The organism is Arenibacter flavimaris, from assembly GCF_030291335.1.
GTDB lineage: Bacteria > Bacteroidota > Bacteroidia > Flavobacteriales > Flavobacteriaceae > Arenibacter.
Map to the genome: position 1 here is coordinate 111,038 of NZ_JASWIM010000006.1, position 23,708 is coordinate 134,745.

Consider the following 23,708-nt stretch of genomic DNA (forward strand, 5'->3'; position numbering starts at 1 on the left):
AAATGTTATAAAACACATAAGATAATACCCAAAAAGGTAGTTAGGATTAAAAAATATAATCCTATTTTTGTACCCGAATAATTTTTTACATTTTACTAAAGTTCTTTAAAAATGCTTACAAGAAGGCACATAAGGGTTAAAGTTATGCAATGTATTTATGCATTGACACAGTCGAAGGATGATTCCCTGGAAAAACAAGAGAAATTTTTGAAAGTAAGCATAGAGAACATGTACACACTTTACCTGTTAATGCTGAGCCTTTTTATAGAATTGCATGAAAGGGCAGAGAGTCAGCTTAGCCTATCCTCCAAAAAATATCTAAAAAACAACTCCGATTCCTATCCCGACAAGGAAAAATTCCTAAAAAATAAACTTCTGCTTCAAATTGCGGGGAACAAGACACTGAAGGATGAATTGTCCAAAAGAAAATTGAACAATTGGTATTTGAACGAAGAGTACATCAGGATAATTTACAACGAGGTTATGGAGAGCGATATATATGCCAAATATATGTCCAATACCGAAAGTACTTACGAAGAGGACAAAAGGCTTATCATTGATTTGTTCCGGGATATAATTGCGCCCAACGAAAAGATTTACGATTATTTTGAAGATGACAAATTAACCTGGGTGGATGATATTCCCATTGTAAACACTTTTCTATTAAAGCAGTTTAAAAAAGTAAAGGAAAGTACTGTTCCTTCTTATTTTTTACCACCTCTTTTTATGGATGGGGACGATATGGTATATGCCAATATGCTTTTGAGAAAAACCCTGTTGAACAATTCCAAACTGGAACAGGAGATCGAGGGTAAAACCCCTAATTGGGACAAGGATCGAATTGCGGATATTGATGCCATACTTTTGAAAATGGCAATTTGCGAACTCCTCAATTTTCCATCGATACCGGAACGGGTTACGATAAATGAATTTTTAGAAATCGCAAAGGAGTATTCCACACCTAAAAGTAGTATATTCATCAACGGTATATTGGATAAGCTGGTGAGGGAGTATAAGGAGGACGGGAAACTAAAAAAAGTTGGTAGGGGTTTGTTATAAACAAATATTCCTTAATTTTGCGCAAATAAAAAATTAGTAAAGATGAAATGAGCCATGGTAATTCTTCAAATTCACTGAGATGATTTATGGCGATTTGCATCTGACCTCTTAAGAAATAATTAAATTTAAACCGATGAAGAGAATATTTTTAACCGTAAGTATTATTTCTGTTCTTGTCCTTTCTTCCTGTAAGGAAAAGGCCTCCAGTAAAATTGAAGCTTCCAATGTAGAAGTTGCTGCCGAAAGGGATGCAGCTGCCAAGAGTCTTCCTGTGATGGAGTTCGATAAAGTAGAGCACGATTTTGGATCAATAGATCAAAACGCTCCCCAGGAAACTATTTTTACATTTACAAATACGGGCGACGCCCCATTGATAATTACCGATGCCAAAAGTAGCTGTGGTTGTACCATTCCCGAATATCCAAAAAATACGCCAATAGCACCAGGTGAAAAAGGGGAGTTGTTGGTGAAGTTTAACGGTTCAGGACAAAATCAGGTAACCAAGACCATTACTGTTACCGCCAACACCAGTAAAGGAAGTGAAACACTTCGAATAAAGGCATTTGTAACTCCAAAAGGTGCAGGTCCTGTAGGTCCTGTTAAATAAGTAAATAAAATTATGTTAGAACAATATCCATATCTTCCCCTAATATTAATGTTTGTAGTGGTGTATTTTTTTATGATCGCACCGCAAAGAAAACGTCAAAAACAAGAGAAGAAATTTACCGAAGAATTAAAAAAAGGAGATAAAGTGGTTACCAAGAGCGGTATGCACGGAAAAGTAGTAGATTTAAACGATAATGATTTTACTTGTGTTATAGAAACTATGGCCGGGAAAATAAAATTTGACCGTACCGCTATCTCCATGGAGATGAGTAAAAAAGTAAACGCACCCGAAAAGAAGTAATTTTTTTCTGAATAATTTAAAAAGCACCAACCTAAAGTTGGTGCTTTTTTTGTTGTAAAAATTTGTACATTAAGGACTTATTAAATCTATAAATTCATGATTCAGAACAGAAGAAAATTTATAAAAAAGAGTTCCCTAATAGCCATGGGGACGGGAGCGGCATTTTTATTTCCTATGGATCTATTGGCCTCCGTTAGAAGAAATATTAGTCCAAACGACAAAATCGGGGTGGGATTGATCGGTTGCAACGGCATGGGATTTAGCGATTTAAGTTCTATGCTTAAAATGAGTGAGATTGAGGTGGTAGCCCTCTGTGATGTGGATGATAGTGTGTTAAAAAAGAGAACGTCCGATTTGGAAAAGGCGGGAATAAAAAAACCAAAGTTATATAAGGACTATCGGAAATTATTGGAGGATAAAGATGTGGATGTAGTGATTATTGGTACTCCAGATCATTGGCATTGCCTACAACTTTCCGATGCCGTAAAGGCTGGCAAGGATGTGTATTGCGAAAAACCCTTGGCCAACTCAATAGAGGAATGTAATCTCATGTTAGGTTCAGTACAGGCCAGTGATCGAATGGTGCAAATAGGGCAATGGCAAAGGAGTCAGCCCCATTTTGTGGATGCAATAGACTTTGTACATTCCGGGAAATTGGGAGAAATTCGTTTGGCAAAAGCCTGGGCTTATCAGGGTTGGATGGGATCTATCCCTGTTTTACCGGATACGGCCGTTCCTGAAGGAGTGGATTATAATATGTGGTTGGGTCCCGCTCCCCTAAAGGCGTTTAATGCCAACAGGTTTCATTTTAATTTTAGGTGGTACTGGGATTATGCAGGAGGATTAATGACAGATTGGGGAGTACACCTTATGGATTATGTCTTGTATGGAATGAAGGCCAGCACACCAAAATCGGTGATGGCCCTAGGGGGTAAGTTTGCCTATCCAGATGATGCATCGGAAACACCGGATACCTTGCAGACCGTTTATGAGTATGATGGTTTTTCAATTTTGTGGGAACACGCCACTGGGATAGATAATGGTAATTACGGGCGCAATCACGGTATAGCGTTTATTGGTAATAATGGCACCCTAGTTTTGGATCGCGGTGGATGGGAGGTAATTGCCGAAAAGGATAAGATGCAAAGTATACCCTTACAAAAAAATCAAGGGAACGGATTGGATAAACACACTGTGAATTTCATTGAAGCGGTGAAATCCAGGGATGCTTCCAAATTAAATGCTCCGTTAATAGTGGGGTATGATGCGGCTTTGGTGTGCCATATGGGAAATATAGCCTTTAAAACCGGTAACAGAATCTATTGGGACAATTATTCGGGCCAATTTTCGGACGATGCTTCCAATGCCTTGGTAAATGCCCATTACCACAATGGTTGGGAGTTGCCAAAAGGATAATAAAATGATGAAGAATTGGATGCTTTTGCTAGAAATTGCCATTGGGTTTTAACGTGCCAACTGGCATTGTTTTGAAATCTTTGCCGTATTGGATGTGAATTGAAATAATTTCTTCTCTTTGTATACCCAACAATTTCAGGAAAATCCACCATAAGTCTGGATTGGGATTATGGTCTATATACAATGTAAGGCAACCGAGAAAATGGGGTATGAATAAAATTTTCTATAAATTGCCTTGGGAATGGAACATAAATTTAAAGAGCTATTTCCTCTTTGCAAGCCGTGGTTTTTAAAAACAATTAAATAATTTTCTATGAAATACTTATTGCTGATTTTGTGCTTCCTAAATATATCTTTAACAATATCCCAGGAATTGTTGCTGGAAGCGGAAAGTTTTGACGATAAAGGGGGGTGGGTCGTTGACCCCCAGTTCATAGAGCAAATGGGATCTTCCTATCTTCAGGCCCATGGCATGGGGGTGCCTGTGGAAAATGCGCAAACCCAGGTAAATTTTAAAAATAAAGGCGAATATAAGGTTTGGGTACGCACCAAGAACTGGGTGCCGGGAGAATGGGAGGCCCCGGGGAAATTCCAAATAAAGGTAAATGGCCTGGTGTTGGAAAATACATTGGGTCTGCGTTCGGGATGGGGCTGGGAATATGCCGGCGATGTTCAGATAACGGATAAAAAGAATACTTTGGAGCTTGTAGACCTCACCGGTTTCAACGGGCGTTGCGATGCCGTCTATTTTACTACTTCTAACGTTGAACCGCCTTCATCCTCGAAAAAGTTGGCTACTTGGAGAAAAACGGTAGTTATGGAACCTTTGGCACCCAAAGTTACCAAGAAATATGATCTGGTGGTTGTAGGTGGGGGAATTGCTGGCTGTGCAGCGGCCATAGCGGCTGCCGAGCAAGGGCTTCAGGTGGCGTTGATTCATGACCGGCCCGTTTTGGGTGGTAATGCCAGTAGTGAAATCAGGGTACACACCCTGGGTATATATGGTAATTTTGAACGAATCCTGAAAAAGTTGGATACGGAACATTATCCCAATGGCTCTCCCGAAGCACATATAGACCAGATAAAAAGGGATAACAATGTAAAAAGTTATGATAACATTTCCCTCTTTTTAAATTGGAGGGCCTATGATGCCAAGGCTGTTGAAAATAAAATTAATTATGTGGATGCACGCCAAACGGCCACAGGGGAACGTTTACGTTTTGAGGCCCCACTTTTTGTGGATTCCACAGGAGATGGTTGGATAGGTTTTTGGGCGGGTGCCGAATTTTCTTATGGACGTGAAAGTGTTGATGAGTATGGGGAGGAATGGAAAGAGCATGGGGAACTATGGAGTCCGAAACAGCCGGACAATGCTGTAATGGGCTCTTCTGTACTTTGGCGATCCTTTGAAGCGGACCAAGTGGAAGATTTTCCCGAGGTGCCTTGGGCCATGCCTGTGGCTAGGGACTATGCAAAGGTCAAAGGGGAATGGCAGTGGGAGTTTAGTCGTAATGATCTTCATCAAATTGACGATGCCGAGGAAATCCGGGATCATATGCTTAGGGCTATATACGGTTCTTTCGGGAATGCGAAAAAACTTCCTGAAAATGCCAATCGAAAATTGGAATGGGTATCCTATCTAGTTGGTAAGCGGGAATCGCGCAGATTGGTCGGGGATTATATTTTTACTTTGAACGATGCAAAATCCGGCCGCACTTTCCCCGATGGGGTGGTGGAGGAGACCAGGGAGGTGGATGTTCATTATCAGACGGTATTGGAGGATGAGAAAAACCCCGACTTTATTTCTGAGGCACTTTTCTATGAGACCCCAAAATATTATATCCCTTACCGAAGTCTGTATTCAAAAAATATTGATAATTTATTTATGGCCGGAAGAAATTTTAGCACCTCCCATATTGGATTGGGGGGGCCACGGGTAATGAGAACCACAGGACAAATGGGCGCAGCTGTGGGCTTTGCCGCTTCACTTTGTAAAAAGTACGAAGTAAACCCTAGGGATATTTATACCGGCTATTTGGAAGAATATATGGATCTTATTGAAAATCAAAAGTATACCCCTATTCCAGAATCCAAGAAGTAATGGGTTTATCTGAAAACAATCTATAAAAAACGACTTGATCCATGTTGGCGGTAAGTAAATTATCATGAAAATAATAATTGTCACATTACTATTTTGCGGATTGGGATTGGTATGGACCCCAAAAAAGGGGATGGTCAAAACAATGGAATACCAACATAAAATGTTGACAAAAAAGCCGGAGTTTTTTGCCTTGCAATGGCAGGAAGGCATGGCGTTAAAAAAGAAGTCAACCCCATTTTTTATTGAGGTTGAGACTTTGGGCAATCAGAATGTTGATATCCTTGTTAACGAGCAGAATAGACCGGTACTCTATACCGCTGATGTTTGTACTCCCGTCTGCGCAGATGGCGAATGCAGGTTAATGTACCTTGCACTTTATTGGGATTTATTGGGGGACTATGCGGGTTATGACAAGGTAGAAGGTCAGGTATTGACAAAACATGATCATGAGGAATTCTTGGAACAGGATTATGAAAAATTGCACCGGCTATTGTTGGATGACAATTCTATTTTGAAAAGGAAGAAAATTGATGAGCTGGTTTCAAAACCTAAAGAGCCGCTACAGGACGGAGTGGATGCCATAGCGGGTGCCACTATTGAGGAGGTGAAGGAATCGGTGGTAGACGGGGCACTCTATTCCTGTTACGTAGCCTGGAATATAGCGCACGGACCCATTAAAGGGGAACTACGGGATTATACCATAGCCAACTTTGATAAAGAAATGAAAGGCTATATGCTTCAAAGCAATGAACAGGATTATCAAATGTACGCATTAGGGACTTTGAATGAAGCAGAGTATTTGGATCATAGGGACCGGATAATACAAATTTTCAAGGAGGGTATTCCCTTGATCCGTTCCTATATTGTACAAAACCTTCCTAAATTGTTCTGGGAAAGCGATAGCTTACAAATGCCCTTTTGGGAAAGTTTCGCTACTGTGGATATCAATAGTAGAAGTTTATTGTTAAATCATATTCAGCAGGCTCCGGTTGAGGTTGCGGTCTTATTGGGAGGCAATTTGGAAATCATGACCAAAAATCAGTTGAAATTGTATCTATTGGCCATTGAAAATGAGGCAATGACCAATCCTGATATTAACGCGCAGCTTTTACGTTTTGCCGGGTCGGGCACCCATACATACGCCTATGTAGTAGCCGAATTTTTGGAAGAATTGGAATAGAAGGGATGCGGGCATAATAGGCTTACAACAATTTTAAAAAGTAAACAAAATATAATTTAGATGATATCATTCTTAGTATCCATTGGTGCCTTGGTCCTTGGTTATTTTACATACGGGAAATTAATGGAACGTATTTTTGGAGTGGATAAGGATAGGGAGACCCCGGCCGTTAGGCTTAGGGATGAGGTTGATTTTATGACATTGCCCACTTGGAAGGTCTTTCTGATCCAATTCCTGAATATAGCAGGATTAGGCCCCATCTTTGGAGCCATTGCAGGGGCCATGTTTGGACCAGCGGCCTTTTTATGGATTGTACTGGGAAGTATTTTTGCAGGAGCGGTACACGACTATTTTTCAGGAATGCTATCCATAAGGCATGATGGATTGAGCATTAGTGAAGTGGTGGGAATATACCTTGGTACCACCGCTAAACAATTTATGCGTTTTTTCTCGGTAGTATTATTGATATTTGTAGGGACCGTTTTTTTGGTGGGCCCCGCAAAAATAATCGACGGCATGACGGGGAATATCTGGAGCGTTTGGATTTGGGTGGCCATTATTTTGGTTTACTACATTCTTTCTACATTACTGCCCATAGATAAACTAATAAATAAGCTATACCCCATATTTGGAGTGGCCATGCTGCTTATGGCCCTTGGGTTGCTTATTGCCCTATTTTTTGGGGATTATAATATTCCAGAATTGGTACCTGGTAATTTAAGAAATATGACCAATGACCCCGAAGCAACTCCCTTGTTTCCCATTCTCTTTATAACCATTGCCTGTGGTGCCATTTCCGGATTCCATGCTACCCAATCCCCCTTAATGGCCCGCTGTATGAAGAATGAAACTCTAGGGCGAAAGATATTTTACGGTACTATGGTCACAGAGGGAATCGTAGCCCTGATATGGGCCGCTGCTGCTATGACGTTTTTTGGAAATGTGGAAGGTTTAAACGGCGCTATGTTGGCCAATAACAACAATGCTGCTTGGGCCGCCAATGAGATATCGCTTAATATGCTTGGGCAAATTGGAGGAGTATTGGCCTTATTGGGAATTGTTGCCGCTCCCATAACCTCGGGAGACACCGCATTTAGGTCTGCACGCCTAATATTATCCGATATTTTCAAGTCCAACCAAAAAAAAATAATCAATAGGCTTCTAATTAGTTTACCGCTGTTTATTATTGCCTTTGCACTTACCCAGATCGACTTTGGAATTATTTGGCGTTATTTTGCATGGAGCAACCAAACCTTGGCCATGATCGTACTTTGGACCATAACTGCTTATCTGATCTATGAAAATAAGGCTTACTGGGTTACCCTATTGCCAGCAATTTTTATGACCATGGTATGTAGTACCTATATTTTAATTGCCCCTGAAGGCTTCCAACTACCTAATGAAATCTCCTATATTGGTGGTACATTAATAACACTGACCATTACTATAGCATTTTGGGTTTATACCTCCCAAAAGAAAAAAGTCTTTGTAGGGATATAAGAATTATATTCCATAAGCTTCTTTAACAGATGGGCCATAAGTCTTCCTTATAAATAACTCAACCACCATTTATCCCGATTATTGGATTTGTAGATCATATACTTTTTGCACAAGGGATAAAGGGCAAGTATTATTCCTATCCATACCAAATAAACAATCCATAGGGCATATCCATAAGTAGCCAGTTTTTCATTCATAAATACGTCGGCAGTTAATATCATGTCTTTCCAATTGCCGCCAAAAATTAGAATTCCAACTATAGCCACAACATGAATTACCAATACATGTAGAAAATAATAGAAAAAGGGAACCCTTCCAAAAACCATAAAGAAATTGGAAATGGCATTTTTTACATTTTCAAAGGCATAAAGGAAAAGTAGGGCGGGACCTATGGTAAGAAGAATGAATGCCAATGATGGTGGGTATTTGCTTACATTTAGAAAGGACATCATTGTTTTGGTATTGGTGTCCTGTACTGTCCAGGGCACCAAATCCCCATAGACGTTCAAGCCTCTTATTACAAAGAATAGGACCAAGGCCCCTAATCCTATTCGCAACAGCCATGTTCGCCTTAGTTTTGCATCAAAGTCAGTTAGGTACAATTGTCCCAAACAATACCCCAATGCCATTAGGCCTATCCAAGGGATGACGGGGTAATGAAACAATATCATTTTATCCGGTCCAATTACCAAGGCTTGATTCTGATGTAGAAGATACCAGATTATGGACTGCAGGTTATTCCCCTGCATCACAATACCATCCAAAAGATTGTGTCCCACAATAATCATCAAACCAACAGCAAGAATTATTTGTTTTGGTAAATAAATTAGAAACGATAAACATATCATACTAAAGCCAATGGCCCATATAACTTGAAGTATGGGAAAACTGTAGGTAAGATCAAAGGTCCATATTAAATTGTTTACAACAACTTCCATAAAAATTAACCAGACACCTCTGGTTAGCAGGAATTTGGAGAGTTGGGCCCTGGTTTTGTTCCTACCGTAAAGGAAGGCGGAAGTTCCGGCCAGAAATACAAATACGGGGGCACAATAATGGGTTATAAAACGTGTAAAAAATAATATGGGTGTTGTAGTTTCCAAATCTGTGGGGTCAACAAAAAAGGAGCCATAGTTAAAATAGTCCCTTACATGGTCCAGGGCCATAATAACCATGACCAGACCTCTTAATATATCAATGGATTCTATTCTGTTGGTTTTTGGTTGCATAAATATAAGGTTGTTTTTGGTTGATCCCCATTGTTGCATATTGCTTGTTACTATTTAAGAGGGAATTTTCAAAGTGATCAATTATAAGGCCTGCATTCTGTTTTAATAACACCTGCCATAGTCGTGGTATATATTATTATTATTATTATTATTTAAAAATTACGTTTTGTTCCGCTTCAAACCATGTTCTGTACAAGGGTTGGAATACCCTTTCCAAACTATTTCTCTTTATTTTTAAAGTGGGGGTTGAAAATCCGTTGGCTACGTTCCATTCCTCTTGCATGACCACAACTTTGGCAATTTTTTCATGTTTTTGAAGTCTTGGATTAATTTCCAAAATTGATTGATGCAAACTTTTGCCGAGATCATCTTTGGATTTGGCTTTCCCAAGAGAGGAGACCGTTACTAAAGCTATGGGCTGGGGTATCCCTGTGCCAACGACACAGATCTGTTCAATATCGGTATTTTTTGAAATTTGAAGTTCTATGGGAGCAGGGGATATATACTTACCTTTATCGGTTTTAAATTGATCTTTCACCCTACCGGTTATGGTTAAGTATCCTTCGTGATCATATTCTCCAATATCCCCGGTTTTAAAATATCCTTCCTCGTCAAAAACTTCCGCCGTTAACTCCGGTGCTTTGTAATACCCTTTAAAAAGACAATTGTTCAGAATTAGAATTTCCCCTTCCTCGGAGAATTTAATTTTCACCCCCTGCAGTGCTTTGCCTACAGTACCTATTTTACTATGGCCTATTAAATTGGAATGGGAAATACAACAATCCTCCGTCATTCCATAGCCCTGTTGAATAGTGATGCCAATAGTACTGTACCAGTTTACCAAGCTACTGGAAATGGGGGCGGCAGCAGAGGCTATGAATGTAGCATTGGCCAATCCCAATTTGGTCTGGATTTTTTTCTTGATCACCCTATTCAAGTACGGGATGGATAAAAGGAAGTCTAATTTTTTTTGCGGAATACTTTCGAGAATTTTTTCCTGGAATTTGGTCCAGATCCTAGGTACGGCAAAGAAAATATCGGGCTGTAATGCCTCTAGGTTTTCGGCAAATTTTTCCAATGAATATGGAAAGGTTATCTGGCCTCCGTAAAAAAGTATCCCATTGCAAAAGGCCCGTTCGGCTACATGTGCCAGTGGTAGATAGGAGAAGAATTTAGGGTTTTTGGGTAACTTCAGGACGCGGATAAATGTACTTGAACTTTTGGAGAAATTTCCGCTGCTATGCATAACTCCTTTTGGCTGCCCTGTGGTTCCGGAGGTGTATATAATAGTCCTTAGATCATTATTTTTGGGCAAATATAAATCCAATAACTCCTCTTCCTGCTGCATAATGTCTTCCCATAAATTCCCGGTATTGCCGCCAAATGTTTTTACAGTGATAATAGGGATATCGGGAATGCCTTGTTCTTGCGATGCAAAATCGTCCAGTTTGCCAACAATTATGGCTTTGGATTCACTATGTGTCAAAATCAGGTCAATCCCTTCGGATGTCAATGTTGGGTAGATGGGAATGGAAATAAATCCTGCCATGGATATGGCCAGATCCGCCATCATCCAGTGGGGACAATTTTTGGAAAGCAAGGCAATATGGCTTTTTTCGGGCAATCCCAGTTTCGATAAATACGAGGCCAATTTCCTCATCTCAATCCCGGCGTCGGAGTAGGATAGGGTCTTTTGATGGTTCTCAAAATTCTGAATCAAGAACGGATTAAGGGGGGTCTTTTTTTCCCAATATAAAAATGCCTCTATAGAAGAATTAAAATTATTCATTAGTACATTTTATCGGGTTAAAAAGTTTTGTTGTCAACATCTTTAATGAATTTTATTAAACCATTGAAATAAGTCTTTTGATCATCGTATTGCGATAAATGACTGCCGTTTGGACATAATAAAAATCGAGCTTTTGGCAATTCTTGGGACATCCATTCCATGTATTTCGGATCCATGGTATCATGGGTGGCCCCAATTACCAAAGTAGGAACTGTAATCGTGTTCAACCGCTCGGAGACATCCCAACCCTTTAAGGAGGCATTTCCAGTTACCCCAAATTCACTATATCCCTGCATAAAAATATAAATATTGGGGTTGAGATGGGCCATTGCACGATTAACGGATTCTGGCCATTTGTCCACGGGCAATCTTAAAAAGTGTTCCGTATAATAATGTTGCATTACCAGTTCTGAATATCTGGGATTCATAAAATCATTATTCGCCTCCATGTCCTTAATTTCCTTATAGACTTCTGGAGGTAATTGTGGGCCCAGCACTTCAGCGGCATACTTTTCATATGCCAGGATGCTGGCCATCATATTGGAAATAATAAGTCCTTTTAAGTTATCCTGATATTTTAAGGCATATTCCATTCCCAAGATCCCGCCCCATGATTGTCCAAGAAGATAAAAGTTGTCCTTGTTAAGGTTTAGGGCTTTTCGAACTTGTTCCACTTCCTCTACAAAGTGATCTGTTGTCCAAAGGGTCGAATCGTTGGGTTTGTCACTGTAATAGGAGTCCAATTGATCATAATAAATGTATTCAATTTCTTCCTTGGGCAAATAGCCATCAAAACACTCAAAAAACTCATGGGTACCCCCTGGACCCCCATGAAGTAATAATACCTTCATTTTGGGGTTGTTGCCAACCCTTTTTGTCCATACCTTGAACGTGCCTTTTGGTGTGGTAATTGGTATCATGGCGATCCCGCCTGTAAATTGGTCCTCGCTGTTGGAGTAATCCATATAGGCCGACGTAGCTTCCTTTTCTAATTTTGGATGCTGTTTTTTTCCACAGGAAACCAATAAAACTAGAAAAATACTGGTGTATAGAAATTTGGTTTTCATAGCTAAATCATGTTTTTATTAGTGAAACTCAATTTTGAGAAGTCAGTAAGACGTACTTAAAATTGCAAGTTGAACTAATCCCGCCTTTTTCGGCGGAATCTAGGTTCAATACCTCGACCCTAGGGTCGATTCCTATTATTGGGTTCAGGGCAGACAGGCCTGTCTGCCGACAAAGGCAGGCTTGCCCTGAGGTTTAATACCTTTTATTTTTAATAACGATCTATATTGTCCAAGCCCAACCTCTGGTTTACTTTTGTGATTATAAAACATATTTGATCAAATAGGGTGTAAATAAATAGGGGGAAAGACAGGTCTTTGGTTTAATTTATTTACACTCGGATTTAAACCTAAAGGTTTCATAATGAATGCTTTTTGTTTTATTAAATATAATTAATTATTAATTCATTTCTCCTTTTACAATACAGATTGCAGGGGTAACAGGTATAAACCTCGTTAATTTTAGGTCAGATTTTATAAAAATTGCCTCGGTGGTGACATACCCAAAGATCATTTGGGCAATGGCGATATTGGGTGGTAGACTGCTTTCCATTGGCTATTATTTTTTAATGTAAATTATTTAATAGCAATGCCTGCGCTCGATGGTCCAGCTAAGGGAATTATACTTGTCTTGGTGAACCCAGCTTCCTTGGCAAGTCCATCAAAATCCGAAGTCGAAAAATCGTACCCTTCCGGAGTTTCGATCAACATGTTGAGGGACATAAGCAATCCAAAAGCATTTTTACGACGATCCTTATCGATAATATTTTCAATGACGACCAATGCCCCACCTTTCGGTAAAGCATCGTATGCTTTTTTAACAAGCATTTTTTTGTCCTTGGTTCCCCAATCGTGTAATATTTGACCCATGGTAATCACATCGGCTTTTGGGAAATTGTCCGTAAAAAAGTCCCCAGAAACCACCTTCACCTTATCCCCTAGGCCCATGGCATCCAAATTTTCTTGGGCAATGGGCGACACCGGGGGCAAGTCGAACGTGGTACATTGCATATGTGGGTTTTTCATTGTCACATGGGCGGAAAGAGTTCCGGCCGAGCCTCCAATATCACACAGTGTACTGTAATTGGAAAAATCGAATTCATTGACAAAAGCTATAAAATTGCCCATTTGTACGCCAGTCATAGCACGTATAAATTCCCGCAATTTGTCTGGATTGGCATAGATGACCTCAAATGGAGACTGTCCACCATCCTTGGCTTCATTTTGCGGCAAGCCTGTTTTTAGTCCGTCCTCTAAATTGTTCCAAAAAGGGTACAAACGGTTGTTGCACATTTCCAAAATTCCACCTATGTAGCTAGGTTTGTTCTTGTCCAGGAAGAAATCGGCATCCTCTGAATTGCTGTAAAGGGCACTTTCCTTAATTCCCTTTCTGTTTAGAAATCCCAATGCTACCAAAGCGTCCAAGTAATCATATAGACTACGTGCGTGCAGACCAAGCCTAGATTGAATTTCATTGGCAGATAATTCCCGTTTGGCCAGAATGGTGAAGAGTTCCATATTCACTGCCGTGAGTAAGGTTTTGGTGGCGAAAAATCCAGTACCGACCTGCATAATTTTTGACGGGTCGATTTGTGTTTGTGCTGTTGTTTCCATTTTGAAGGTTTGTTTATATTAGGTTCTTGTTTAATAATGAATTGGATTAAATGTGTTTTTTTGGTTTTAAAATAATAGGTTGAAGGTTATTTGGTGTATTACCCAAGTTGATAGAATTAGAAGGTATGGTCGGTAATTCTTTTCATTTCTTTTGTCGTAAAAAATCAACCCAATAAGAATCAGGTAGATTATTCCGTATTGTAAATTTTGGGTTACATGCTCTGACCACTCCAAAATTTGTGGTCCAATTCGACCAATTGTAGGTCCTAGAAAAACAGTGGCCGTACCAAGAATGTATCGCATATGTTTTGAAACAGTCCCCCTATTGTACATAGCCAATGAATAAAATAGGATCAATAGAACACTATCGGCCATAGGGAAGAATAGAATCTGTGGTGCGTCTGAATTTATAATCCTTATCATTTGGGGAACAAAGGATAAAATTAGGATTGGGAATACTATGTAGGATAGTTTGCCAATTTTTCTATGCAGTTGGTTTTTTCTGTATATTATTAGGAGGGGTTGAACAATAAGAAGTAAGATCCAAATGGAGGCAATAATGGCATGAAGATGTATAAACGTAGTTAGGTTTTCTTCAAAATCTGGAAATTGAACGAAATAAGTTTTATAAAAACCCAAAAAGGTCAACGGTATCAGCAACAAAAAAAAGTATCCCAGATTTTTATACGCTTTTTCCATAAGATTGACTTTTATTTTACTGAACCAACTGTATTTTTTAAAAGTTGGTAATCACATATTAAATATGTCAGGTATTTCAGTAGAAATTTTCGTTTGATCGAGTTTTACCCCGCAATTTTTCATTGTCATCCTAGATTCTGAACCTATATGTCTTTCCAAAAGGTGGCTTTTGTATAACCAATGGCACAGGGGCCCTCCATTCTGTTCAATAATCTGGCTGTGATATACCTATTGGTGGTCCCAGCCTTCCAAATCCAAGATCATCTGGAATGTAGACCACATCTTTAAAGGCTTTTTATAGATTTTTTTTGGGACCTTTAAACGGCGTACATTTCTTTTTTAACGGTATTCTCAAATAGTTTTGACCGGAACCTTTTCTCAAACCGAATGAAGTCCAAATAATAAGCATACTTGCCGTTGGACATATACCTAAGGGTGTCACAATCTAAAATACCAATTCTTCGTTTTCTTGTTTGATTCGAAGTAAGGTCAATTTCTTTCCAAAATAATTTTCAACAGATAAAAATGTACAGCAAATGCAGCCAGTAATACAACAAATGCGATTTTCTATTGGTTTTGTTATTTTTTTGGAAAACTGCTTTAAAAGCCCATTGGGTTCTGCGCGGGTGCCATTTATAGTAACGTTTAGCTTTTAGGTGGTACTATAAAATAATTTCCTTCTTGTGACGATACCAAATCGGGGGAAGTATGGTGCTCTGACAATCGTTTTGATAGTTTACTTTCAGTTGAATTTACGTTTCACTGTTCCTTTTCTTTGTTTAAAAAAAACAGGTAGGGGGGTGTAGTAATGGTTTGGTCTATTTTCTTTACGAAATTGCTAATTCAAATTGAAAATCTGCAAACTACTTGTTGCCCCAAAGCTCCTGATGAAACCTATGACCTACCTGTTGATAAGTTTAATTAGATGGCGTATAGGCCAATTCGGGATGCATTCGCCCAGTCTCGGTTTCGTATTTTAATACGTACTTGAACACTTCATCGAAAAGTTTTTTCCCTTCTTCACCTAACAAGGCCTCATTTTCCTTAGATTTTTTAGCATAGTCCTCGGCGTCTACTGCCGAAATTACTGCCAGATAATAATCTCCCATATTACCAAATCCATTGTGGTATATACGATAGTACTCCTTGGATCCCTTTGAAGTATATAGGGCTTTTAATTCCTTTAGTTTTCCTTTAAGATTTTGAATGTTGCCCGGGGCAACATGTAAGAAATGCCATTTTCTGTAGTTCTGACCTTCGGTGATCGGGTTTATTCCTTCGGGCATATAAGTGAGTTCCTTGTTCAGATAAATTATATAATCGCCATGCTTGTCATAACATTCATTAAACCGCTTAAAAAGATTGACAAAGGCTTCTTCGCCCATTTTTTCAGACAGGGGAGCCATGACGTTCTTGTCCAGTTCCGCCATATTTTCTATAGGGGAAATGTTAAAGTACCTTCCGGTGTCGGTTGAGGCTACCTGCCAGCTAAGGTCCTGCAGGTTATGTTTTTTACTGGCTTCTGTAAAGTCTTTGGAAACCTGGTCATATTCTTGGATCATATTTGGTTTTACCTGATCCTCATGTACATAATAAGCTTGGTTCTTTTCCTTCTGTGCGATAGCTGTGAATGTTATTAGTGTTAATGCCAGTGAAGTAAAAAGCGTTTTTTTTAGTGTTTTCATAATATTTGTTGATTTATGGTTTAGACATTTAATTTTGTTAAGGATTTTATATGTTGCACTATTTCAGATTAGGGGCCCGCAGCGAGTACCCCAATTGCTGTAAAAATTCCAATTCATTATAGAAAATATCTTCACGGTATATTTGCCCCTCTTCATTAAAATACAGGTGTGAAAATCCGTTTATTTTTACTTTCTTACCTGTGGCCATTACTTCGGCAAATTGGCCGGTATTGGTCCCGGTAAACATCCAGTCTACATAGCCTTGATTATCACAAACCAGGCAATTGCCCATTGTTATATCATAGTCTGGGAATCCGGTTCCAAAAAGATTAAGTCTTGCTTTTAGCTCTGTTTTATTGGTAACCACTGGTATTCCGTTCATGTTTCGTACATAATCGTCTGTTACAAGGCTATCAATTTCTTTTTCTCTCCTAAGGTTTAAGTAGACAATTATACTTGTCTCTAGCTTATTTTTCTTGGCAACCATTTTATTGTAACCGGACCTTGTCAAGGTTTCATTGCCCTCTAGAATTCTGTTGTTTTTACATGAAACACAACCTATGACCATAAAAATTAAAAATAACATGGGTGTTTTCATGACTTTCAAATAACTACCTAATTCTATCTAATTAATTGGTTTTTATGTTGAGTGGCAATTTGTTTGGGACGGAACCCTTGATTTAATGTCCGAACAACTAGTTTTATTTAGCCTGTGATTTATGTCATTATTATCGTATCTTAATCATCCCCGGATTTTTATGATAAATTATTGATTGCAAAAATGGGCAAACATCACTTTATTTCAGTTTTCATAATTATCCTCTGCAGTCCTTTGTTATTTGGGCAACTCATAGATTTTAATAGGGATGCCCCCTATGAAAAGGTATTTGTGGATACCGATAATTTTGGAGCTTCCTATCTACAACAATTGGAGAATTCCTATTCACAGGCCCCTTCGGATACGCTACAGTACGAAATATTGAATGATCTGTCCTATTATTGGCATACTCGCAATTTAACTAAGGCCTTAAATTTTACCGAGGAAGGATTAAAGTGTACTTTGGCAAAAGGGGATATGCTTTGGCATGGCAGATTTCAAATTACCCAAGGGGCCATACTACTGCGAATGGAAAAACTAACAGAGGCCCAAGAAGTTTTGGAAGAGGCCCAAGGCAAGGTACCCATCAAAGACCTTCCTTTATTATATACACAACTGGGCTATGTTTATGAACGTCGAGGGCAGCTCGACAAGGCAGCCGATTTTGCCATGGAAGCATTGGAAATAGGGGAGGAATTAAAAGACAAAAAAGCTATAGCCCTTGCTTATAGCGACTTAAGTAATATTTTTTGGAAACAGGCAAAATACGATAAGGGATTAAAATATGGTATTAAGTCCATTGTCATTTTTGAGGAACGGGGAATCATTGATCTGGATTATGATTTTACCCTTTATGTGGTGGCAAATAATTTCTTAGAACTGAACAGATATGATGAGGCGCTTAAATATTACGAACATTCCTTGGCCATAGGCGAGCGCTACGGGTTTTATAATAATTTAAGTGATGTTTACATTTCCCTTGTAGACCTCTATGCCTATTTAGGTCAATATCAGAAGGCGGAAAGTGCCGGGCTCAATGCGGTTAAATATGCAGACATCTTGGATAATGATTTTATGTTGATGAGATCTTGGCTATCTATTGGAAAATTGCAGAACCTTCAGGGAAAATATAAAAATGCCATAGAAAGCCTTCAGAAATCCCTGGAGGTTGCTACCACCGAATTTGGAGATGAATACTATTTGAGCCAGGTTTATGAGGCCCTTGGCAAGGCTTATGCCGGAGATCATGATTATATGGAGGCCTATAAGGCGTTTTCCAAGTATGATGGGCTAAAAAATGAAATCTTTACAGCGGAATCCGATCAACGTATAGCCTTGCTTCAAACCGAATTTGAAGTTGCACAGAAGGAAGATACCATACTTATGCAAAAGGGGACCATCCAAAAGCATAAGAGTAATCAGATCTTAACCTCAATAATCATTGGATTGTTATTGTTTCTTTTGATAGTAGGTTATGTAGCCATTAGAATTAACCATAGAAAGAATAGCCAACTACAGCAACAAAATAAGGAAAAAGAATTTCTTATAAAGGAAATACATCACCGGGTAAAGAATAATTTGGAGGTTGTTTCTAGTTTGCTTTCGCTCCAGTCTACCTATATAGAGGACAAAAAAATAAAGGACAATATGCATCAAATTCAAAATCGGATTTTGAGTATGAGCATGATCCATCAAAATTTGTATCAGGGAAAGAACCTGGCCAGTATTGAAATGAAGCATTATTTCAAAATTTTGGGCGATTATGTGCTGCAATCCTATGGTACGGAAAAAAGGATTGATATGGTCTATGACATGGAGGAGATAGAACTAAATGTGGACATAGCAACCCCTATAGGTTTAATAGTTAACGAGTTAATTACAAATTCTTTAAAATATGCCTTTCCCAACGATCTAATCGGTACAATTACTATTAGTCTTGTGCAGAAGCCCCAGTTTTTGGAGCTTAGGGTCACAGACAACGGCATCGGTTTCCAAAAAGGTAGTAAGGTAAACGGAACAGGGTTTGGCACTCAATTGATATCCCTATTAACCAAACAATTGGATGGCAAAATGGTACTTCACCATAAAAAGGGAACTTCGGTCTCCTTTGAATTCCAATATCATAAAGCAGCTTAGTTATGGAAGAAAAGACCCGTATTTTAATTGTAGAGGACGATATGATCATCGCCGCCAATATATCTGTGCAACTCTCTAATTTGGGATATGAGGTAATGGGGATTGAAACTAGGGGGGAAGAGGCAATCTTACATGCCACCACCAATTGTCCCGATATTATTTTGTTGGATATTAACTTAAGGGGTCATATAAATGGAATTGAAGCTGCTGAGCAAATTCAGAAATACAAAAAAATTCCCATCATATATCTCACGGCCAATAGTGACGAGGCAACTTTTACAAAGGCCAAAGCTACGCGCCCCCATGCTTTTATTTCAAAGCCATTTAATAGTCTAAGTCTGCATCGGACAATTGCCTTGGTTGTGGACCAAATAGGGGACAAGGATTTTGACACCTTTGAGGAGTCTGAAAATCTGGAGATTCTTTTGGATCGTATTTTTGTTAGACATAATGGGAAAATGGTTAAACTCCTTCTCGATGATATTTTGTATATAGAAGCCGATAGAAATTATAGTAAGATAGTTACTTCAACAGGAAATTATTTGGTGAGTACCACCCTTAAGGTAGTGGAAAACAAAATGAAAACCCATATGTTTCTCAGGGTTCACAGATCATATATGGTGAATATTTCCAAATTGGATGTGGTTGCGGATAACCATTTGGAAATAAACAGGAAGGTAATTCCACTAAGTAAATCCTTTAAGGAGCATCTGTTGAAACATTTGCACACTATTTAAAAAGGTCGATTCGGAGCTTGGATAAATTTAGTCTGTCTACGGCACCAGTGGGCTGTATTCGTTCTGTTTCCATGCCTATTTTGGGATCTATTTATTCAGTACAAAATATGGTTCAAATTAAACTTATGGCCATATTAGCTTTTGGTAGTATTTTAATGCAGGGTTAATAATCTGGTGTATGATATGGATTTGATAAATCGACCCCACTTTTTAATAAAAAGAATAAAATCCTATAACGGTTATTATAGGCTTTTGGTTTTATAAGGATGATGAATCAACATGCATGTGTAAATCCTTATCCAATAGGATATACTTACTTTTTTAAGGTAATTGTAGTTTCCCCTTTTCCTATTATTATGATATCGGCCATATCCAAAAATAAGCCGGTCTCTACAACCCCCGGAATCTGTTTTAGTTCGCTTTCCAATAATTGGATATTTGAAACGTGTACAATATTAAGATCCAAAATAAAATTACCCTCATCGGTGACAAAGTTACTCCCATCCTTTTCTCTTAATTTCGGCTGTAACCCCATTTTTTTGAGCAACTGCTCAATTTTTTTAGTGGCAAAAGGTATGGTTTCCACGGGTAATTTAAAATCGCCCAACCTTTTTACCTCTTTTTGTGAATCGGCAATTATGATGACCAAATCCGAATTGAAGGTTAATATTTTTTCCCTTAACAAGGCACCACCGCCCCCTTTTATAAGTTGCATATAGGGATCAAATTCATCGGCACCATCAATATAAACATCAATGGTTTTGGTTTTTTCCAAGGTAGTAAGGGGTATCCCTAATTCCGTTGCCAATTTTTTAGTGTTTTCAGAGGAAGGTACCCCAACAATTTCCAGTCCTGTTTGTACCAGATTACCCAATTCTTTAACCATGTGTGCTGCGGTGGAACCTGTGCCCAAACCTACGGTCATTCCACTTTTAACATATTTTACGGCTTCTTTGGCTGCAAGCTGCTTTTCTCTATCCAGATTCATTTTCTAATATGTGTATAAAAATATTAAATACTACTCTGTTGTTATTTTTTTTGCTTTATCCTAATGGCAATCCCATGCGAACCTGGATTCTTGGTCTTTAGCAATTCCCCCATTATTTTTGGATGGTCCTCAGGCCTTGTCTGTGATAACTTATAGGTTGCTTGAATATCCGATATGTTGATTTGAAATCCAACAATACCCTTAATCTGCCTCATCGTCTTGTGGGACAAATTATGGATTGAAACCGGATTAGTGGATTCTTTCTCGTATTTGTCCACTAATTTATGAAGGGAGTCCAAGACCGCTCTTTCATTCAATATCTGTATTTTACCGTAGACGTGTACCGCTATATAGTTCCATGTGGGTACTTCCTCTTGCTTGTACCAAGAAGAGGAAACGTAGCTATGCGGACCATTGAAAATGGCTAAGACTTCTTCATTTTCAACGAATGATTTCCATTGGGGATTGGCCTTGGCGATATGACCCACCAGTATATCCATGCCTTTGTCATCTCTATCCAATTCCAATGGGATATGTGTGGCCCAGGGGCGGCCATCGGTTTGGTTGACCAAAATACCAAAGCTGTTTTGCTTCAGGAAATCCCGAACTTCATCCAGGTTTTCGTTTTTATAATGGGATGGGGTATACATGTTATAAGCGGTGCTTTATGGGTCAAATACTCAGGCATAACTTAATCCTTCATTGTCATCAATACGGGTAAATGATCCGATATATGCATATTGTTGGGCATTCTGTCATCAATATGGGTATAGGACAGAACGTCAATTTTGTTTACAAAGATATAGTCTATTCTATTCTCCATAATTCTGTCCTGATCAAAACCATTAAAAGAACCAATGGGTCCATAGAAAGGTTTTTGTGAAATTTCCATGGCATCTGTTAGGTTCTTTTTTAAGAATTGAATAGGCTCGGTGTCAGGGGTTAAATTTAAATCTCCCATTAATATCACAGGTAGGTCGGAGGTATTTATTTCCCTTATATTTTTATAAATGAGTTGGGCCGAATTTACTCTCGCCAGCTTACCCCTGTGATCAAAATGCGTGTTAAAGACCCAAAATTGTTTTTTGGTCGTTAAATTTTCAAATAAGGCATAGGTGCAGATTCTCTCCATAGATGCATCCCAACCTACCGATACTTTTTCAGGGGTTTCGGACAACCAGAAGGTATTCGCTTTCAGTACTTTAAATTTGTTGCTATTGTAAAAAATTGCCGAGTATTCACCTTTTTGCTGACCATCGTCCCGTCCCACTCCCACATAGGTATAACCATCGAGGGCATTATTTAGGTAATCAACTTGGCGGTGCAGGCCTTCCTGTATACCTATGATGTCGGCATCATAGTGCTTAATTAATGTTGCCATTGACGCCCTACGTTTGTTCCAACTGTTTATGGTATCAGATGTATTGTCATACTTAATATTGAAACTGATAAGGTTGGTGGTTTGGGAAAATGTGTAAGCTGGAATTGAAAATAGGGCCAACCCCACTAATAGGGTAGTAAATATGTTTTTCATTGGATAATTATTTTTAGACTTTAAGAGTTGATCTTTTAAAAGAATAAATATCCTGATTTTTTTATATACCTACTAATCCTTTCGGGGTAAATATCACAGAAATAAAAGAAAAGGGGGAACTGATCATTTGAGATCAATCCCTTTTTGGTCTATTATTTCTGTTCCTGTTGCGATTGTTATTTCTGCCTCCCCTGGGATTGGAGTGTCCAGTCCTTTGTTTTTGCCTATTATGGTGATGCTTTTTCTCTTCCAAAGGAATCTCTTCCGATCCATCATCCACGAAGGGATGATCGGTTATAACGGGTACCTGCTGGTTTATTAGTTTTTGAATATCCTTTAGATAAGGTCGCTCTTCAGCATCACAAAATGACAATGCAACCCCACTGGCGCTAGCCCTACCGGTTCTACCTATACGATGCACGTATGTTTCCGGAACATTGGGGAGGTCATAATTAATCACTAGGGAAAGTTCTTCAACATCTATTCCCCTAGCCGCAATATCGGTTGCAATAAGGACCTTTAGTTCCCCATCCTTAAAATCGCCCAGGGCTTTTTGACGAGCATTTTGCGATTTGTTGCCGTGTATGGCATCGGACTTAATATCGGCTTTGGCAAGCTGTTTTACTATTTTGTTGGCACCGTGCTTGGTCCGTGAAAAAACAAGGGCAGAATCATTTGGTTCCTTTTCCAAAAGATGGATCAGGAGGTTGGGCTTATTTTTTTTGGTAACAAAATAAACTCCCTGTTCTACCTTTTCCGCTGTTGCTTGTTGAGGTTTTATCGTTACGCGTTCAAAGTCCCCCAATATTTTCTTTGAGAGTTCCACAATGGCGGGTGGCATGGTAGCGGAGAAAAAAAGTGATTGTCTGTTTTCCGGTAGTTTGGCGATTATCTTTTTAATATCGTGGATAAAGCCCATGTCCAACATTTGATCGGCCTCATCCAATACGGCATATTTAATATCCTTTAAAGAAATAAAGCCTTGGTTCATCAAGTCCAATAGCCTTCCCGGAGTAGCTATAAGTACATCCACTCCTTTTCTAAGGGCGTCTGTTTGCCTTCCCTGTTTAATCCCCCCGAAAATAACGGTGTTTTTTATTCCTGTGAACCGGGAGTAGGAGGTGAAATTTTCCCCTATCTGTATGGCCAATTCCCGCGTTGGTGTTACCACCAAGGTTCTTATTTTTCTTTGTCGCTGATCGGTTTCCCTGTCCATCACCAATTGTTGAATGATGGGAATGGAGAAGGCCGCTGTTTTACCGGTACCAGTTTGTGCGCAACCCAATAGATCCTTTCCTTTTAATAAAATGGGTATGGATTTTTCCTGTATTGGAGTTGGATTTGTGTAGCCTTCAGCCGTCAGGGCTTTTAGGATAGGCTCTATAATACCTAATTCTTTGAATGTCATGTAGTATGTAAAATAAGCGGCAAAGGTAGTGGATTAGTTTGGATAAACCGTTTAATTCAAAAAA

At 39.0% G+C, this 23,708-nt stretch carries 21 protein-coding genes; 9 read left to right on the forward strand and 12 right to left on the reverse strand.

Annotation, left to right across the window (positions count from 1 at the left end; genetic code table 11):
* Nucleotides 1–111 precede the first annotated feature (111 nt).
* The 7 genes from nusB to QSE00_RS07480 all read left to right on the forward strand — a co-directional run bounded on the left by nusB (nucleotide 112) and on the right by QSE00_RS07480 (nucleotide 8,163).
* A complete protein-coding gene (nusB, locus tag QSE00_RS07450; protein ID WP_286105476.1) occupies nucleotides 112–1,059 on the forward strand; it encodes a transcription antitermination factor NusB in 948 nt (315 codons plus the stop codon).
* Nucleotides 1,060–1,192: 133 nt separating this feature from the next.
* Nucleotides 1,193–1,666: a DUF1573 domain-containing protein gene (locus QSE00_RS07455; RefSeq protein ID WP_110357701.1), complete on the forward strand. Its 474-nt coding sequence runs from the start codon at nucleotides 1,193–1,195 to the stop codon at nucleotides 1,664–1,666.
* Nucleotides 1,667–1,678: 12 nt separating this feature from the next.
* Entirely contained in the window at nucleotides 1,679–1,966 is a 288-nt protein-coding gene (gene yajC / locus QSE00_RS07460) for a preprotein translocase subunit YajC (RefSeq protein ID WP_110357702.1), read from the forward strand.
* A 96-nt stretch (nucleotides 1,967–2,062) separates the two neighbouring features.
* Entirely contained in the window at nucleotides 2,063–3,382 is a 1,320-nt protein-coding gene (locus QSE00_RS07465) for a Gfo/Idh/MocA family protein (RefSeq protein ID WP_286105477.1), read from the forward strand.
* A 313-nt stretch (nucleotides 3,383–3,695) separates the two neighbouring features.
* Nucleotides 3,696–5,483, forward strand: a complete 1,788-nt coding sequence (locus QSE00_RS07470) for an FAD-dependent oxidoreductase (protein WP_286105478.1) — start codon at nucleotides 3,696–3,698, stop codon at nucleotides 5,481–5,483.
* Nucleotides 5,484–5,547: 64 nt separating this feature from the next.
* Nucleotides 5,548–6,663, forward strand: a complete 1,116-nt coding sequence (locus tag QSE00_RS07475; protein ID WP_286105479.1) for a hypothetical protein — start codon at nucleotides 5,548–5,550, stop codon at nucleotides 6,661–6,663.
* A 60-nt stretch (nucleotides 6,664–6,723) separates the two neighbouring features.
* Entirely contained in the window at nucleotides 6,724–8,163 is a 1,440-nt protein-coding gene (locus QSE00_RS07480) for a carbon starvation CstA family protein (RefSeq protein WP_286105480.1), read from the forward strand.
* Between the two features lie 47 nt (nucleotides 8,164–8,210).
* On the opposite strand, the gene QSE00_RS07485 is transcribed toward QSE00_RS07480, so the two are convergent.
* The 8 genes from QSE00_RS07485 to QSE00_RS07520 form a co-directional block, all read right to left on the reverse strand.
* Nucleotides 8,211–9,392, reverse strand: a complete 1,182-nt coding sequence (locus QSE00_RS07485) for a DUF1624 domain-containing protein (protein ID WP_110357782.1) — start codon at nucleotides 9,390–9,392, stop codon at nucleotides 8,211–8,213.
* A 148-nt stretch (nucleotides 9,393–9,540) separates the two neighbouring features.
* Complete coding sequence (locus tag QSE00_RS07490) at nucleotides 9,541–11,181, reverse strand: AMP-binding protein (protein ID WP_286105481.1); 1,641 nt, start codon at nucleotides 11,179–11,181, stop codon at nucleotides 9,541–9,543.
* 17 nt (nucleotides 11,182–11,198) lie between these two features.
* Nucleotides 11,199–12,248, reverse strand: a complete 1,050-nt coding sequence (locus QSE00_RS07495) for a proline iminopeptidase-family hydrolase (RefSeq protein ID WP_286105482.1) — start codon at nucleotides 12,246–12,248, stop codon at nucleotides 11,199–11,201.
* 397 nt (nucleotides 12,249–12,645) lie between these two features.
* The gene (locus QSE00_RS07500) at nucleotides 12,646–12,798 is read right to left on the reverse strand and encodes a hypothetical protein (RefSeq protein WP_181422936.1); all 153 of its coding nucleotides are present in this window, start codon (nucleotides 12,796–12,798) and stop codon (nucleotides 12,646–12,648) included.
* Between the two features lie 23 nt (nucleotides 12,799–12,821).
* Nucleotides 12,822–13,859 carry a methyltransferase gene (locus QSE00_RS07505; RefSeq protein ID WP_286105483.1) on the reverse strand — a complete coding sequence of 346 codons (1,038 nt, stop codon included), beginning with the start codon at nucleotides 13,857–13,859 and terminating at the stop codon, nucleotides 12,822–12,824.
* 66 nt (nucleotides 13,860–13,925) lie between these two features.
* Nucleotides 13,926–14,558 (reverse strand): hypothetical protein, encoded by a 633-nt coding sequence (locus tag QSE00_RS07510; RefSeq protein ID WP_286105484.1) that lies wholly within the window; start codon nucleotides 14,556–14,558, stop codon nucleotides 13,926–13,928.
* Nucleotides 14,559–15,475: 917 nt separating this feature from the next.
* Nucleotides 15,476–16,243 carry a hypothetical protein gene (locus tag QSE00_RS07515; RefSeq protein WP_286105485.1) on the reverse strand — a complete coding sequence of 256 codons (768 nt, stop codon included), beginning with the start codon at nucleotides 16,241–16,243 and terminating at the stop codon, nucleotides 15,476–15,478.
* A gap of 58 nt (nucleotides 16,244–16,301) precedes the next feature.
* Entirely contained in the window at nucleotides 16,302–16,841 is a 540-nt protein-coding gene (locus QSE00_RS07520; RefSeq protein WP_110357713.1) for an ester cyclase, read from the reverse strand.
* 183 nt (nucleotides 16,842–17,024) lie between these two features.
* On the opposite strand from QSE00_RS07520, the gene QSE00_RS07525 reads away from it, so the two are divergent.
* Nucleotides 17,025–18,977, forward strand: coding sequence for a tetratricopeptide repeat-containing sensor histidine kinase (locus QSE00_RS07525; RefSeq protein WP_286105486.1), 1,953 nt, complete (start codon nucleotides 17,025–17,027; stop codon nucleotides 18,975–18,977).
* Between the two features lie 2 nt (nucleotides 18,978–18,979).
* The gene (locus QSE00_RS07530; RefSeq protein WP_286105487.1) at nucleotides 18,980–19,714 is read left to right on the forward strand and encodes a LytR/AlgR family response regulator transcription factor; all 735 of its coding nucleotides are present in this window, start codon (nucleotides 18,980–18,982) and stop codon (nucleotides 19,712–19,714) included.
* 313 nt (nucleotides 19,715–20,027) lie between these two features.
* On the opposite strand, the gene rpiA is transcribed toward QSE00_RS07530, so the two are convergent.
* The 4 genes from rpiA to QSE00_RS07550 form a co-directional block, all read right to left on the reverse strand.
* Entirely contained in the window at nucleotides 20,028–20,702 is a 675-nt protein-coding gene (rpiA, locus tag QSE00_RS07535) for a ribose-5-phosphate isomerase RpiA (protein WP_110357716.1), read from the reverse strand.
* A gap of 41 nt (nucleotides 20,703–20,743) precedes the next feature.
* Complete coding sequence (locus QSE00_RS07540) at nucleotides 20,744–21,352, reverse strand: FMN-binding negative transcriptional regulator (protein ID WP_286105488.1); 609 nt, start codon at nucleotides 21,350–21,352, stop codon at nucleotides 20,744–20,746.
* Nucleotides 21,353–21,393: 41 nt separating this feature from the next.
* The gene (locus QSE00_RS07545; protein WP_286105489.1) at nucleotides 21,394–22,236 is read right to left on the reverse strand and encodes an endonuclease/exonuclease/phosphatase family protein; all 843 of its coding nucleotides are present in this window, start codon (nucleotides 22,234–22,236) and stop codon (nucleotides 21,394–21,396) included.
* Between the two features lie 133 nt (nucleotides 22,237–22,369).
* On the reverse strand, nucleotides 22,370–23,644 hold the full coding sequence (locus QSE00_RS07550; protein ID WP_110357719.1) for a DEAD/DEAH box helicase: 1,275 nt from the start codon (nucleotides 23,642–23,644) through the stop codon (nucleotides 22,370–22,372).
* Nucleotides 23,645–23,708 lie beyond the last annotated feature (64 nt).